This window comes from Pseudomonas sp. 65/3-MNA-CIBAN-0223 (genome assembly GCF_040310425.1).
Classification (GTDB): Bacteria; Pseudomonadota; Gammaproteobacteria; order Pseudomonadales; family Pseudomonadaceae; genus Aquipseudomonas; species Aquipseudomonas gregormendelii.
The window spans coordinates 13,473-25,590 of record NZ_JBEOPV010000002.1 but is presented as its reverse complement, the minus strand read 5'-3'; the positions used below and the strand labels follow the sequence as shown (position 1 = coordinate 25,590).

The window sequence follows — 12,118 nt, the reverse complement described above, 5'->3', positions numbered from 1 at the left end:
TTCGATGCCGCAACGTCCCAATTTTCTAGTGATCCTGGCCGATGACCTGGGCTTCTCTGACATCGGTGCCTTCGGCGGCGAGATCGCGACGCCGAACCTCGACGCCCTGGCCAACAACGGCCTGCGCCTGACCGACTTTCATACCGCCCCCACCTGTTCGCCGACCCGTTCGATGTTGCTGACCGGCACCGACCATCACATCGCTGGCATTGGCACCATGGCCGAGGCGCTGACCCCGGACCTGATCGGCAAACCGGGCTACGAAGGCTATCTGAATGATCGAGTCGTGGCGCTGCCCGAGCTGCTGCGCGAGGCGGGTTACCAGACCTTGATGAGCGGCAAATGGCACTTGGGCCTGACCGCAGAGCTGGCGCCGCACGCACGGGGTTTCGAGCGCTCGTTTTCGCTGCTGCCCGGCGCCGCCAACCATTATGGCTTTGAACCGACCTACGACGAGCAAACCCCTGGCCTGCTGAAATCCACCCCGGCGTTGTACATCGAGGACGACACGTTCATCGACCAATTGCCGAAGGATTTCTATTCCTCCGATGCCTTCGGCGACAAGCTTCTGCAGTACCTCAAGGAACGTGACCAGACCCGGCCATTCTTTGCTTACCTGCCTTTTTCCGCGCCGCACTGGCCGCTGCAGGCACCGGTCGATGTGGTCGAGAAGTACCGCGGCCGCTATGACGCAGGTCCTGAAGTACTGCGCCTGGAACGTCTGGAAAAACTCAAGGCCCTGGGGTTGATTGAGCCGGATGTCGAGCCCCATCCGTTGATTGAGCTGAGCGCGCAATGGGATGCATTGAGCGATGAGCAACGACAGATCTCCGCACGGGCCATGGAGGTCTACGCGGCGATGGTCGAGCGCATGGACTGGAACATCGGACGCGTCGTCGACTACCTGCGCCAGCAAGGGCAGCTGGACAATACGTTCATCCTGTTCATGTCCGATAACGGTGCCGAAGGCGCGTTGCTGGAAGCGTTTCCAAAATTCGGTCCGGAGTTGCTGACTTATTTGAATCAGCATTACGACAACAGCCTGGACAATATCGGCCGTGCCAACTCCTACGTCTGGTACGGGCCGAATTGGGCGCAGACAGCCACTGCACCCTCGCGGCTGTTCAAGGCCTTCACCACTGAAGGGGGAATTCGAGTGCCGGCGCTGGTGCACTATCCGCAACTGCCACTCAAGGGCCAGATCAGTCATGGGTTTGGCACGGTGATGGACATCACGCCGACCATTCTCGACCTGGCTGGCGTTCGCCATCCCGGCAAGCGCTGGCGTGGCAAGTCAGTGGCAGAGGTTCGCGGCAAATCGTGGCTGGGATTTCTGTCGGGCGAGACCGCGCAGGTGCACGACGAGCACACGGTGACGGGATGGGAGTTGTTCGGGCGCCGGGCTATTCGGCAGGGGCAGTGGAAAGCGGTTTACATTCCGGGGCCAGTCGGGCCGGCGACCTGGCAGCTGTATGATTTGGGCAGTGATCCGGGGGAAATTCATGATTTGGCGTTGCTTCAGCCAGAGAAACTGAACGCCCTGATCGAGCATTGGCAGAAATATGTCGATGAGACCGGGGTGATATTGAGTGAGTCGCCTTTCCAGCCGGACTGATTTGTTGCCTGACGCACCGCTATCGCTGGCAAGCCAGCTCCCACAGTGGATCTCGATCGTTCACCGATTGTGTGTTGACCACCGATTCACTGTGGGAGCTGGCTTGCCAGCGATGAGGGCTTCAGACCCGTAGACCCTCCACGGTTTGCCCCTGAACTTCTTCCTTGCGCACAAACCGGTTAGCCCGTTTGAACGTCCCGAAATCATTGAACCGCACCCCCATTTCGCGCATGACCTTATGCGCCACCGGCACCGTCATCTGGCGAATGTAGAAAGGCTCCTTCACCACAAAATGATGAACCCCGTGACTGCTGCCGAAGTTGAAGCAGAACGCCTGCATCGGCCACATCCACCAGGGATTCAGTACCTGGGTCTGCTGCATCACATTGCCCGGGTCCACATCGCCGTAGTAGTGCATGTTAGAGCTGACGAAGTGCAGGCAAAAAGTACGCAGCACATTCGGGCCGATGATCACCACCACGGCAATATCGATCACCTGCATCACTGACAACGTGGTGGCCGACCATTCAATGGGTGCGCCCATCAGATGGGCGACGCCGTTGGCTGCATGAAACCCGAGAAACACGTACCAGGCGCCCCAGTGCACCAACGCCAGCGGCGCATACACTTTCAGCGTGCGCTTGATGATGCTGAATTTATGCGCCCAGGTTTTGGCCCGCAGCATGCGAATGAACGCCGACATGATGTTGTCGCCGATCATCAGGAATCGCGCGAAACCCCAAGGCTCGCCGTTGGTGATGGCACGCTCTTCCATATCGGTTTCCGTGCCGGACACCTTGTGGTGATTGAGGTGCAGGTGGCGACGGATCCATGGGTTGATCGTGCTCGGCCGCGCCAGCCACACCAGAGCCATCATCAGGTTGTGCGGGATGCGCTTCTTGCGAAAATACATGCTGTGGATCAGATCGTGTTCCAGTTCGTGGGTCAGTGAAGCGAAAAATGCGTTGAGCAGCAGGCACACCCACCAGGCCATATGACCGTTGATGTACAGCGCTGCAGAACCGATCATCCCAGCCAGCGCAAAGGCCAGAATCCCCGCGCCCAAGGCGTCTTGATGATTGAGAAGGGGGTAGCGCTGACGCAATTCAACGCCCTTGGCCAACACCACTTCGCGAATATGCGCTGATCGTTGGGATGCATTCAGTCGTTGGGGACTTGCAGAAGTACGGTCCATGCTTCCATCCTCTGGTTATTGATGTTCGCATCCTGCCTTGCGAACCCTCGCAAGGCGGTAGCCGTGAACGCCAACCTGTTGACCGGAAGCGCCAATCAGCATGACTGAACCGACCTCCCTCGCCAGTTGGACCCGTGCCCTGCGCAAGCAACTGGACGCATTGGGCCTCGACAGCACCGCCCTGTGTCACCAGGCGGGGCTCGACCCGCTGTGGATGGACGACCCTAACGCCCGTTATCCGTTGTCCGGCACCACGCGGCTGTGGGAGCTTGCCGTGCAGGTCAGTGGGGACCCGGCGATCGGCCTGCGGGTTTCACGCTTTGTCAGCCCGACCACCTTTCACGCACTCGGGTACGCGCTGGTGGCCAGCGGTAGCTTGCGCGAAGTCTTCGAACGCATCGTGCGCTATCACCAAGTGGTCAGCGATGCCCTTGAACTCGAATTGACCCGTTGCGAGGATCGTTATCGCTTCCGCCTGAAAGTCCCGCCGGGCAGCCCGGCGCCGGCCTATGAAGCCATTGATGCCTTCACTGCGATTTATGTGCGTACCTGCCGTAACCGGCTGGGCCGCGAATACGCGCCGATGGCGGTGTACCTGCGGCGTCCGGAACCGGCTGATGCGCACCAATGGCACAAGGTTTTCCGCTCACCGGTGCACTTCGCCGCCGACGAGGACCGCCTGGAGTTTTCCCTGGTGGACTTTGAAAGTCATCTGGACGACGCCAACCCGGAGCTGGCCGAGCACAACGAAACCGTGCTCAAGCGCACCCTGGCGCAACTCAAGCCGCTGACCTGGGAACGCAAGGTCCGCGACGCCATAGAAGAACAACTGCCCGAAGGCGAGCCCAGCGCAGAACACATCGCCCACACGCTGCACTTGAGTTTGCGCAGCCTGCAGCGGCACCTGGCAGATGAAGGTTGCCGGTTTGACACGTTGCTCAACGAAAGCCGCGAGAACCTGGCGTTGTTGCACCTGCGGGACCCGCAATGCTCATTGAGCGAGATCAGCTACCTGCTGGGGTTTGCCGACACCAGCAGCTTCAGCCGCGCCTTCAAGCGCTGGACCGGGATGACACCGGGGCAGTTTCGCGATGGATTGCGGTGATGTTAACGCCCACGATCCCGGCGCAACAATTTGCGCACCCGCGCCACCAGGTCACTCACCTTGAAAGGCTTGAGCAAGTAGTCTTCTTCGTGCAGTTCCAGCCCTCGCAGGCGGTCTTCGATGCCGTCCCTGGTGGTGAGGAATAACACCGGCGTGTCGCCGAGTTTGCGGATCTGTTGCTGCAGCTGCCAGCCGTTGAGGCCCGGCAGCATGACGTCGAGGATGATCATCTCGTACGCGCCGGACTCGATGAAACGTCGGCCATCCATCCCGTTCAGCGCTACATCGACCGTATAGCCCGCTTCACCCAGGCCGTTGGCCAGGAGTTTGGCGGTCTCCGGCTCGTCTTCTACTAACAACACACGCATGGCACACCTCATTTGTCGTCGCTACAGGCTATGCGCGTTCGGGGACAAAACCCACTAAAAGATGACCGCCAATGCCCGCAGCCGCTCGGCATCGGTAATTTCTATCTCGCCGTACCTCAAGCTGACGACGCCCTGTCCTTCCAGCTCCTTGAGCAACTGGTTGGTCGTCTGGCGCGAGAGTGACAGCATCGACGCCAATTGCTCCTGTGGCAGGTGCAGCACACGACGTGGCGGATCGATTTCGCCATAGCTGTCGGCGATCATCAGCAAGCGGTGCGCCAGGCGTGCCGGGGCTGGCAGCAGGCTCAGCTGTTCGAGATTGATAAAAGTCAGGCGCAGTTTCTGGCTCATCAGCAATGCCAGTTGCCGCCAATGCAGTGGCTGCTCATCGAGCATCGCCAACAGCGCTGTCTGCGGGATATGCAGCAGGGTGCACTGGCCCAGGCCAAAAGCGTCATGGGTGCGCGCCTGCCCATCGAACAGGCAGATTTCACCGAACCAGTGCGGCGGCTCTACCAGACTCAACAGCGCTTCCTTGCCCTGCTCGTTAACTGCGCCGATGCGCACGGCACCCTCGAGCACCGCGTACAGCCCGCATGGCGGGTCACCACGTTTGAACAATCGCTGCCCCGCAGACAAGCGTCGCAGCCGGGCCGCTGCCAGCAGACTATCCTGTAGAGGAGCAGGCAGATGACTGAACCACTGACCGTTCATCAAGCGCGCACGCCAGACCTGCATGTCCATGAAAACTCCTCAAGATTGTCGCCTGGCTGACAGAGCAAAACATCCAACCGGTGGATGATCACTCACCCTACAGGAGGAATAACAATGAAAAAAAGCCTGGTTGACCACCTCAGTCAATATGCCGCTTATCACCGCGACCCGAGAAACATCGCCAGTCATTTCATCGGAATTCCGCTGATTGTGGTCGCGGTAGCGGTGTTGCTGTCCCGCCCGCAATGGGCTGGAGGCTGGCTTTCGCCGGCGGTGCTGGTGTCGCTGGCGTCGGCTTGGTTTTACCTGCGCCTGGAACTGCGTCTCGGGCTACTGATGACGGTACTCCTGGGTTTGTGCGTCTGGGCCGGTCATGTGTTGGCCCAGCAAAGCACCCCGGTATGGCTGGCCAGCGGCATCGGCATGTTTGTGGTGGGTTGGGCGATCCAGTTCGTGGGGCATCACTATGAAGGACGCAAACCGGCCTTTGTCGATGACGTGACGGGGTTGATTGTCGGGCCGCTGTTTGTGGTGGCGGAGTTGGCATTTTTGCTGGGGCTGCGACATGACCTGAAAGAGCAGATCGAGACGCGTGCGGGGGGTGTGCGTCTGCGTCAGAAAAACGCGGCGGCGTAGATCGCTTTCGCGAGCAAGCCCGCTCCCACAGTGGATGGGTGTTGAACACAAAACTTGTGACCAGCCTCAAACCCTGTGGGAGCGGGCTTGCCCGCGATGCTTTTAGATGTTGGCGAGTTTCTGCCAGACCTTCGGCTTGAAGAACAGCGTCTCCCCCTTCGCCAACCCGGTCAGGCTGTCGTGGTCCTTGACCACTTCCGCTTCGATCAGCTCGCTCTGGCCTTCGACTTTCAGCGTCACCCGGGTCGTCGCACCTAGTGGGCGGATATCGCGCACTTCGGCCGCATGGTGATCCTCCAGCTCATGACGCGACAGCGACACTTCGTGAGGACGGAACAGCACGTGATTGTCTTCGCCCAGGTGCAACCGGTTCGAATCCCCCAGGAAGTGGTAGACGAAATCGCTGGCCGGGTTCTCGTAGACGTCACCCGGTGAGCCGATCTGTTCGATCACGCCCTTGTTCATCACCACGATGCGGTCGGCGACTTCCATGGCCTCTTCCTGGTCGTGGGTCACGAACACCGATGTCAGGTTGATATCTTCGTGCAGGCGCGCCAACCACCGCCGCAGTTCCTTGCGGACCTTGGCATCGAGGGCGCCGAACGGTTCGTCGAGCAGCAGGACTTTAGGCTCTACCGCCAGGGCGCGGGCCAGGGCAATACGCTGGCGCTGACCACCGGAAAGCTGTTCCGGATAACGATCCGAGAGCCAGTCCAGCTGCACCATGTTGAGCAATTCGTGAACCTTGACCGCGATCTGGCTTTCGCTCGGGCGCTGGTTTTTCGGCTTCATACGCAGGCCGAACGCGACGTTGTCGAACACCGTCATGTGGCGGAACAGCGCGTAATGCTGGAACACGAAGCCGACGTTACGATCACGCACGTCGTGGCCGGAAACGTCTTCACCGTGGAACACGATATTGCCCTGATCCGGCGTCTCCAGGCCGGCGATGATCCGCAGCAACGTAGTCTTGCCGCAACCCGAGGGGCCGAGTAGCGCCACGAGCTCACCGCTCTGAATGTCCAGGCTGATGTTGTCCAGCGCCTTGAACGCGTTGAAATTCTTGCTGACGTTACGCACTTCGATCGACATGAATTATTCCTCCGCGGCGCTGGCGCGCAGGCGGTTAATACGATTTTCGCTCCACTGCTTCAGCAGCAGGATGAAGAGCGCCATGATCAGCAACAGGCTCGCTACCGCGAACGCGGCCACGTGGTTGTATTCGTTGTAGAGGATCTCGACGTGCAACGGCAAGGTGTTGGTCACCCCGCGAATGTGCCCGGAGACCACCGACACCGCACCGAACTCACCCATGGCCCGTGCGGTACACAGCACCACGCCGTAGATCAGGCCCCACTTGATGTTGGGCACGGTGACGTGCCAGAACATCTGCCAACCATTGGCCCCCAGCAGCCTGGCGGCTTCTTCTTCCTGGGTGCCCTGTTCCTGCATCAGCGGGATCAGTTCCCGCGCCACGAATGGCACGGTGACGAAGATCGTCGCCAGCACGATGCCCGGCAAGGCGAAGACGATCTGGATGTCATGATCCTGCAGCCACGGCCCGAACAGGCCTTGGGCGCCGAACATCAGCACGTAGACCAGGCCGGCGATCACTGGCGAAACCGAGAAAGGCAGGTCGATCAGGGTCACCAGCATGCTCTTGCCACGGAATGAGTACTTGCTCACGCACCACGCGGCGCTGACACCAAACACGACATTCAGGGGCACGGAGATCAATACGGCAATCAGGGTGAGCTTCAGCGCGGAGAGCGCATCAGGCTCGAAGATCGCGGTGAAGAATGCACCGATACCCATTTTCAAACCCTGGGAGACCACGATGATCAGCGGCAGCAACAGGAACAGGGCGAACACCAGCCAGCCGAGGCCGATCAGCACCCGACGGGAACTGGCACTGCCACGACGGGCAGCGTTCGAGGAAGCAGCAGCAATAGACGATTGGGACATGTGTGCGCCTCCTTATGGGGTTTCGATACGGCGTTGCAGCAGGTTGATCAGCAGCAACAGGACGAAGGAAACCACCAGCATCAACACACCGATGGACGTGGCGCCGGTGTAATCGTACTGGTCTAGCTTGACCATGATCAGCAGCGGCAGGATTTCAGTTTTCATCGGCATGTTGCCGGCGATGAAAATCACCGAGCCGTATTCGCCAACTCCACGGGCAAAGGCCAGGGCAAAGCCGGTCAGCCAGGCTGGCAACAGCGCTGGCACCAGGATATGGCGAAACACCTGCAGGGGTTTGGCACCCAGGCACGCCGCCGCTTCTTCGACTTCACGAGGGATATCGGCCAATACCGGCTGTACCGTACGTACCACGAATGGAAGCGTAACGAATGTCAGCGCGAGGGTGATACCCAGGGGGGTGTAGGCGATCTTGAAGCCCAAATCCGCCGCCAGCTGGCCAACCCAGCCATTAGGCGCGTAGAGGGCAGTCAGCGCGATGCCGGCTACGGCGGTCGGCAAGGCGAAGGGCAAGTCGATCATCGCATCGATGATCTTGCGCCCCGGGAAGGTATAGCGCACCAGCACCCAGGCGAGCAGCGTGCCGATGATGCCGTTGATGATCGCGGCATAGAGCGCAGTGCCGAAGCTCAGCTTCAACGCCGCCAGCACTCGAGGCGCGGAGATGATTGCCCAGAACTGATCCCAGGTGAGTTGAGAGGCGTGCACGAACATCGCTGCCAGTGGAATGAGCACAATCAGGCTGAGGTACACCAAGGTGTAGCCCAGCGTCAGCCCGAAGCCGGGTATGACGGGGGAGATACGACGCGACATAAAAGTCCTTGGTTAAAAACGCATCAATGTGGGAGCGGGCTTGCTCGCGAAGAGGAAGAATCAGTCGACATCCCTGTCACTGAAATACCGCCTTCGCGAGCCAGCTCGCTCCCACATGTTGGGGCTCGTTTCGAGTGAGATTACTGCGCCTGATAGATCTGGTCGAACACCCCGCCATCATTAAAGAATTTCGGTTGGGCAGTTTTCCAGCCGCCGAAGTCTTTGTCGATGGTCACCAGCTCCAGTTTCGGGAACTGCTGGGCATACTTGGCGGCGACTTCCTTGTCACGTGGGCGGTAGAAATTCTTCGCTGCAATTTCCTGGCCGGCCGGGCTGTAAAGGTGCTTGAGATAGGCTTCGGCGATCTGCTGGTTGCCCTTTTTCTCGGCGTTCTTGTCGACTACAGCCACTGGAGGTTCGGCCAGGATCGACAGCGAAGGCACGACGATCTCGAATTTGTCCGCGCCGCCATCTTCCTTCAGAGCCAGGAACGCTTCGTTTTCCCAAGCCAGCAACACGTCGCCCTGACCGTTGTTGACGAAAGTGATGGTCGAACCGCGAGCGCCGGTGTCCAGCACAGGAACGTGCTTGAACAGCGTCTGCACATATTCCTTGGCCTTGGTTTCGTCACCGCCGTTGGCTTTGAGGCCATAAGCCCAGGCCGCGAGGAAGTTCCAGCGTGCGCCGCCGGAGGTCTTCGGGTTCGGGGTGATCACCGACACATCATTTTTAACCAGGTCGCCCCAGTCCTTGATGCCTTTCGGGTTGCCCTTGCGCACCAGGAACACGATGGTCGAAGTGTAAGGGGTGCTCGCCTCCGGCAGACGCTTCTGCCAGTCGGCTGGCAGGGTCTTGCCGAGCTTGGCAATTTCATCGATGTCGCCGGCCAGTGCCAGGGTCACCACGTCGGCACGCAGGCCGTCGATGACCGCACGGCCCTGCTTGCCCGAGCCACCGTGGGACTGCTGGATTTTCACCGAATCGCCGGCGTGGTCTTTCTGCCAGAATTCGACGAATTCTGCGTTGTATTCCTGATACAGCTCGCGAGTCGGGTCGTACGACACGTTAAGAAGCTCGTAGTCCTTGGCAACCGCGGAACCAGCAAAAAGGGCACTGGCCAGGGCGGCCAAAGCGAAATGACGAATCGACGACATGGTGAAAGCTCCTGGAATTCTGATTGTGTTGGCTTTTTTTTGATTTTATGGAATCGCGGTACGGCTCAAAGATCGTTCGGCCAAGTGCGTGATCGTTGATCAGCCCGGCTTGTTGCCCGGCTGCTGCAGACGGAATTTTTCCTTGCGTTCGATCTGGACGACCTGAGCGTTGTGCACAGTGATTTCCACTGCCCCGAACCGCAGGTCGCGCAGTGCGCTCTGGATCTCGCGCAGGATGGTTGCTTCGTCCTGGCCGTCAACGCTACGTAGGGATGCGCTCATGGTGCTGCTCCTTCGACTGAGAGGTTGCCTGGCAGTGGCGGCACTGCTTGCGGCGTGAGACCAATAGTAGATAGGTGCAGATATTCTTAAAAAGACTATTTAAGAATGTTTATATAACCAGAAGTGCTCATGGCGAACACCGCCCATCCTCCGCCCCGTAGGAGCTGTCGAGTGAAACGAGGCTGCGATTGATGCTGCGCAATCTTTCAAGGGGACCACATGAAGGTCTAACCGATAAGCGGCGCCCGCGCCCAATCGAGCTGCGCAGCAGGCATCGGTCGCGCGAACCAGTAGCCCTGGCCAAGATCGCAGTCGTGCTCGAGCAGGAAACTGGCCTGCTCGACCTGCTCGATCCCTTCGGCGTGCACCTGCATGCCCATGCTCTTGGCCAACGCGATAATGACCCGCACGATCGCCACGTCGTCGTCGTCCCACGGCAGCCCGGCAACGAAACCCTGGTCGATCTTGAGTTTCTGTACTGGCAAGCGCTTGAGCCGCAGCAAGGATGAATAGCCGGTGCCAAAATCATCGATCGCCAGGCGCACGCCCAGCTCACGCAAGCGATGCATCTGCTCCAGCGCCACTTCCGGGTCATCCATTACCGCGCTCTCGGTCACCTCCAGCTCCAGAAACGCCGGGTTGAGCCCTGTGTCGCGTAGCACCTGCGCCACCTGCTGGTACAGCTCACGACGGGCAAACAGCCGCGCAGACACATTCACAGCAACAAACGACAACACAACGCCGGACTGCTGCCATTGGCACATTTGCTGACACGCCTGCTGCATGACCCAGGCATCGATTTCGGCGATCAGGCCGGTACGCTCGGCGATGGGAATGAACTCGGCAGGCGAGACCAAACCCCGCAGAGGGTGCTCCCAGCGCACCAGCGCCTCGACGCCGATCAGGCGACTGGTCTTCAGGTCGTGGACCGGCTGGTAATACACCCGCAGCTCATCCTGCTCCAGCGCCCTGCGTAATTCGAACGCGGTCTCGACCCGCTGCTGGGCCTGGGCCGTCAGTTCTTCGGTATAAAGCGCATAGCTGTCGCGGCCTGCATTTTTCGCCTTGAACAAGGCCGCGTCCGCATTACGCAGCAACTGCGCGGCACTCAGGGCGTCGCTGGGAAACAGGCTGATGCCCACGCTGGCGTTGATGAACAGCTGATTGCCGTCGATCACGAAGGCTTCCTTGAAGCCGTCAATGATCCGCTGGGCCAGCGCCGCCGCATGGACCAGTTGCGGGCAACCTTCCGCCAGGACTGCAAATTCATCGCCCCCGAGGCGGGCCAGGGTAATGCCTGGCCCGAACATCGCCAGCAGCCGCTCGGCCACGGCCTTGAGCATCTGATCGCCCACGGTGTGACCGAGGCTGTCGTTGATCATCTTGAAGTGATCCAGGTCTATCACCAGCAGGGCGCAGCCACGCTTGTGCACCTGTGCCGATGCCACGGCCTGTTCGGCGCGGTCGGTGAACAGCAGGCGATTGGGCAAGTCGGTCAATGGGTCGTGATGGGCGAGATGGGTCAGCTCATTCTCGGAGTTCTTGATTGCACTGATGTCGGAAAATACCGCCACGTATTGGCTGACCCGTCCATCATCGTCGCGAACGATACGGATCGTCTGCCACTGCGGGTAGATTTCCCCGCTTTTGCGCCGATTCCAGATTTCACCGCTCCACTCGCCAACACTGTTGAGCGTCTTGAACATGGCCTGGTAGAAGCTCGCCGGATGGCGACCGGATTTGAACAGGCTCGGTTGCTGGCCCATCACTTCTTCGCGCTGATAGCCGGTGATCTGCATAAACGCCCGGTTGACGTGAACGATCAATCCTTTGTCATTTGTGACCAGCACGCCTTCGCGGGTGCAATCGAACACGGCCGCCGCCTGACGCAGCCGCTCTCTATCCGCAGAACGCTCACGCAACTGCGCACCGATCCCAAGGCAGCGGAACAAACGCGTGCGGGCAATGAAAATAATGCCCGCGCTTAGAATCAGCCAGATGTAGCCGTTGATCGTTTGCCAATGCAACGCTTCGGCCGAATCATCGAAGAAACTGTTTAATGCAAAACCGCTGAGCGAAACCCAGAGGACGGAAAGCAGCAGATACAGCAGCGCTGCACGCAGGGCGTCGCGATAGGTGGCAGACATTCGGTCGTCCATGTCCCTCAAATGATTGGAATTATAGGGTAAAGAAACATCCAGCCACTCTTATCTGAAAGGGTGACTGGTTTTATCTGTGCGCTTGGTGATAATG

At 59.5% G+C, this 12,118-nt stretch carries 12 protein-coding genes; 3 read left to right on the top strand and 9 right to left on the bottom strand.

The features are described 5' to 3' along the window. Positions 1-4 precede the first annotated feature (4 nt). Complete coding sequence (locus AAEZ09_RS01765; protein WP_350597852.1) at positions 5-1,615, top strand: arylsulfatase; 1,611 nt, start codon at positions 5-7, stop codon at positions 1,613-1,615. 121 nt (positions 1,616-1,736) lie between these two features. Here the strand turns inward: AAEZ09_RS01765 and AAEZ09_RS01760 are convergent, their stop codons facing one another. Continuing rightward, positions 1,737-2,810: a fatty acid desaturase gene (locus AAEZ09_RS01760; RefSeq protein WP_045059464.1), complete on the bottom strand. Its 1,074-nt coding sequence runs from the start codon at positions 2,808-2,810 to the stop codon at positions 1,737-1,739. Positions 2,811-2,910: 100 nt separating this feature from the next. Here AAEZ09_RS01760 and AAEZ09_RS01755 point away from each other — a divergent pair, with 100 nt between their 5' ends. Next, positions 2,911-3,915, top strand: a complete 1,005-nt coding sequence (locus AAEZ09_RS01755; protein WP_045059465.1) for an AraC family transcriptional regulator — start codon at positions 2,911-2,913, stop codon at positions 3,913-3,915. 2 nt (positions 3,916-3,917) lie between these two features. Here AAEZ09_RS01755 and AAEZ09_RS01750 read toward each other — a convergent pair whose 3' ends face one another. Together AAEZ09_RS01750 and AAEZ09_RS01745 are read right to left on the bottom strand one after the other, a co-directional pair. Continuing rightward, entirely contained in the window at positions 3,918-4,283 is a 366-nt protein-coding gene (locus AAEZ09_RS01750) for a response regulator (RefSeq protein ID WP_045059466.1), read from the bottom strand. A 54-nt stretch (positions 4,284-4,337) separates the two neighbouring features. Next, positions 4,338-5,027, bottom strand: a complete 690-nt coding sequence (locus tag AAEZ09_RS01745; protein ID WP_045059467.1) for a Crp/Fnr family transcriptional regulator — start codon at positions 5,025-5,027, stop codon at positions 4,338-4,340. A gap of 84 nt (positions 5,028-5,111) precedes the next feature. Here AAEZ09_RS01745 and AAEZ09_RS01740 point away from each other — a divergent pair, with 84 nt between their 5' ends. Beyond that, positions 5,112-5,633 carry an Mpo1 family 2-hydroxy fatty acid dioxygenase gene (locus AAEZ09_RS01740; RefSeq protein WP_350597848.1) on the top strand — a complete coding sequence of 174 codons (522 nt, stop codon included), beginning with the start codon at positions 5,112-5,114 and terminating at the stop codon, positions 5,631-5,633. Positions 5,634-5,735: 102 nt separating this feature from the next. Here AAEZ09_RS01740 and AAEZ09_RS01735 read toward each other — a convergent pair whose 3' ends face one another. The 6 genes from AAEZ09_RS01735 to dibA form a co-directional block, all read right to left on the bottom strand. Further along, a complete protein-coding gene (locus AAEZ09_RS01735) occupies positions 5,736-6,725 on the bottom strand; it encodes a sulfate/molybdate ABC transporter ATP-binding protein (protein WP_045059469.1) in 990 nt (329 codons plus the stop codon). A 3-nt stretch (positions 6,726-6,728) separates the two neighbouring features. After that, positions 6,729-7,598 (bottom strand): sulfate ABC transporter permease subunit CysW, encoded by an 870-nt coding sequence (gene cysW, locus AAEZ09_RS01730; protein ID WP_045059470.1) that lies wholly within the window; start codon positions 7,596-7,598, stop codon positions 6,729-6,731. A 12-nt stretch (positions 7,599-7,610) separates the two neighbouring features. Beyond that, positions 7,611-8,429: a sulfate ABC transporter permease subunit CysT gene (gene cysT / locus AAEZ09_RS01725; RefSeq protein WP_045059471.1), complete on the bottom strand. Its 819-nt coding sequence runs from the start codon at positions 8,427-8,429 to the stop codon at positions 7,611-7,613. A 140-nt stretch (positions 8,430-8,569) separates the two neighbouring features. After that, a complete protein-coding gene (locus AAEZ09_RS01720; RefSeq protein WP_350597846.1) occupies positions 8,570-9,583 on the bottom strand; it encodes a sulfate ABC transporter substrate-binding protein in 1,014 nt (337 codons plus the stop codon). 99 nt (positions 9,584-9,682) lie between these two features. Next, complete coding sequence (gene oscA, locus AAEZ09_RS01715) at positions 9,683-9,865, bottom strand: sulfur starvation response protein OscA (RefSeq protein ID WP_007975618.1); 183 nt, start codon at positions 9,863-9,865, stop codon at positions 9,683-9,685. A 227-nt stretch (positions 9,866-10,092) separates the two neighbouring features. Next, entirely contained in the window at positions 10,093-12,012 is a 1,920-nt protein-coding gene (gene dibA, locus AAEZ09_RS01710) for a phosphodiesterase DibA (RefSeq protein ID WP_045059473.1), read from the bottom strand. Positions 12,013-12,118 lie beyond the last annotated feature (106 nt).